A 2,237-nucleotide genomic window follows, 5' to 3' on the forward strand; every position below is an offset into this window, starting at 1 on the left:
GACACTGCCGCGCGGGGTGATCAGGTCGGACACCAGGCGGTTGCGCTCCTGCTGGCGCGAGTCGGCCGCGGTGCGCTCGAAGAGCAGGACGAGAGCGGTGACGACCGCGGCCCGCTCGACGGTGCGCCGGTCGGAGTCGCTCAGCGTGTCGAGGCCACCGACCGCCAGCGTTCCCAGCCGGTCGCGCATTGCGCTGACCGGGGCCACGAACAAACCGCCGACCTCGACGAGTCGACCCGTGCCCCAGACGGCGTCGGTCGGCAGCGGCAGCTCGTCGGGAACGGCGCCAGACTCGCTGCGCCGCTCGCCGGCGTCGTCCAGGAGGACCGCCCAGCCGCCGAGCAGCTCGGCGAGCGCCTTGGTGATCCCCTCGATCCCGCCCCCTTCGAGGACGAGCGACGCGAAGCGGTCATGGGCCGCCGCCGCCTTCTCGATGCCCGCGGCATACTGCCGCACCGTCTCGTGCGCCTGGGACAGCGCCTGCAGCGCCTGCTCGGCGTCGGCGCGGGCCCGGGTCTGCACGAGGGTCACGGCGGCGAGGGTCGCCAGGCTGCCGAGCAGGGCCACCTCCTCACGGGTGAACGGCCGGGGGGAGCGGTTCGCGGCGAACAGGACGCCGACGAAGTGCGACTCGACGATGAGCGGGGTGCCGCAGATCGCGATGATCCCCTCGTCGCCGACGGCGCTGTCGATGGCGTAGGTGTGCGCGAACCGCTCGTCGTTCGTGTAGTCGGCTGTCCAGTAGGGCTTGTGCGTCGACGCGACAAGGCCGCCGAGACCGTCCCCGAGGGCCAGCCGCACGGCCTGGAACCGGGCCGAGATCGACCCATCGGTCGCGCGCATGTACGTGTCGCCGGCCTCGGGGTCGTAGAGCGTGAGGTAGGCGAGGTCGGTGCGCATGAGGATGCGGGCCCGCCGGACGATCGCCTCCAGGACGCCGGCCGGATCGCTCTCGGTCGCGAGCTCGCGAGCGATGTCGAGCAGGGCCGACAGGGCGCCCTCCCTGTCGAGGTGAGCGTCACGCTCGTGCGTGATCCGCAGCCCCAGCTCCCGCGCCCGGGTCGGTGCGGGCACCGCGACGACGTCGGCCACTGAGGCACCCGAGGCGACCAGCTCCAGCAGGTGGAGCAGCTGATTGCGTTCCTCGGCGTCCGACACGGTGCCGATCCTAGGAGGCGCCTGTGTCCCGTGGACGTCCTGGGGGGCGGGGGCCACCTCAGTGGGCCGTCCAGCCGCCGTCCATGCTGAAGGACGAGCCGGTGACGGAGGCGGAGGCGGGGCCGCAGAGGAACAGGGCGAGCGCAGCGACCTCACTGGGCTCCACCAGCCGCTTGACGGCGACGGGGGAGAGCATGATCTTCTCGACCACCTCGGACTCGGGGATGTCGTGGGTGACCGCCTGGTCGTGGATCTGCCTCTCCACGAGCGGGGTGCGGACATACGCCGGGTTCACGCAGTTCGACGTCACGCCGTGCGGACCCCCCTCGAGCGCCGTCACCTTGGACAGGCCCTCGAGCCCGTGCTTGGCCGTGACGTAGGCCGACTTGAACTCGCTCGCGCGCAGGCCGTGGACGCTGGACACGTTGACGACGCGGCCCCAGCCCCGCTCGTACATGTGTGGCAGCGACTGGCGGATGAGCCGGAACGGCGCAGCGAGCATCAGCGCGATGATCAGGTCGAACTTCTCGAGGGGGAAGTCCTGGATCGGAGAGACGTGCTGGATCCCCGCGTTGTTGACGAGGATGTCGACGTCCGTCGGCAGCGCGGCGAGGGCGTCGAGATCGGCGAGGTCGGCCACGACCGGCTCGATCCGATCCTCCTTGGCCACCTCGGCGAGGGCGTCCGCGTCCCGGTCGACGGCGTGGACGGTGGCGCCGGCCTGGGCGAGCGCCGTGGCGATGGCCGCGCCGATGCCGCTCGCCGCACCGGTGACCAGCGCGGTGCGGTCGCCGAGGTCGACGGTGTCGGCGGCGGGCAGGGGCTCGGAGAAGGGGGCGGCGGCCATGCGGGAAGACTAGGGACGGCCCCGCCCGCCGCTCATGTGCTGCCTCGACATATTCCGCTCGGAATCATGTGTGCGGCTCGGCCTGCCCCCGGCCCTCGCCGGAACTGGACCGTGGTCCGATGTCCGTGGCGCCCCCGTCAGATGTCGCCCCCTCTGCGACACTTCCTCGACTCCGCTTCGGCCGGGTGCCTCGTCCTTCGACGTCGCTTCCTCGACTCCGCTCCGGCCGGGT

At 72.1% G+C, this 2,237-nt stretch carries 2 protein-coding genes; both read right to left on the bottom strand.

All coding sequences use genetic code 11. The annotated features are described in order from the left end of the window. Positions 1-1,158 (bottom strand): GAF domain-containing protein (locus N864_RS21645; protein WP_240474447.1); only part of this gene is annotated, 1,158 nt, incomplete at its 3' end. Between the two features lie 58 nt (positions 1,159-1,216). Next, positions 1,217-2,005 (bottom strand): 3-hydroxybutyrate dehydrogenase, encoded by a 789-nt coding sequence (locus N864_RS21650; RefSeq protein WP_051518917.1) that lies wholly within the window; start codon positions 2,003-2,005, stop codon positions 1,217-1,219. Positions 2,006-2,237: the final 232 nt, after the last annotated feature.

The organism is Intrasporangium chromatireducens Q5-1 (assembly GCF_000576575.1).
GTDB classification, from domain to species: Bacteria; Actinomycetota; Actinomycetes; order Actinomycetales; family Dermatophilaceae; genus Intrasporangium_A; species Intrasporangium_A chromatireducens.

What these genes read in the sequence shown, in the direction of transcription:
- N864_RS21650 (WP_051518917.1), bottom strand. Translation starts at nt 2,005, where the DNA reads ATGGCCGCCGCCCCCTTCTCCGAGCCCCTGCCCGCCGCCGACACCGTC.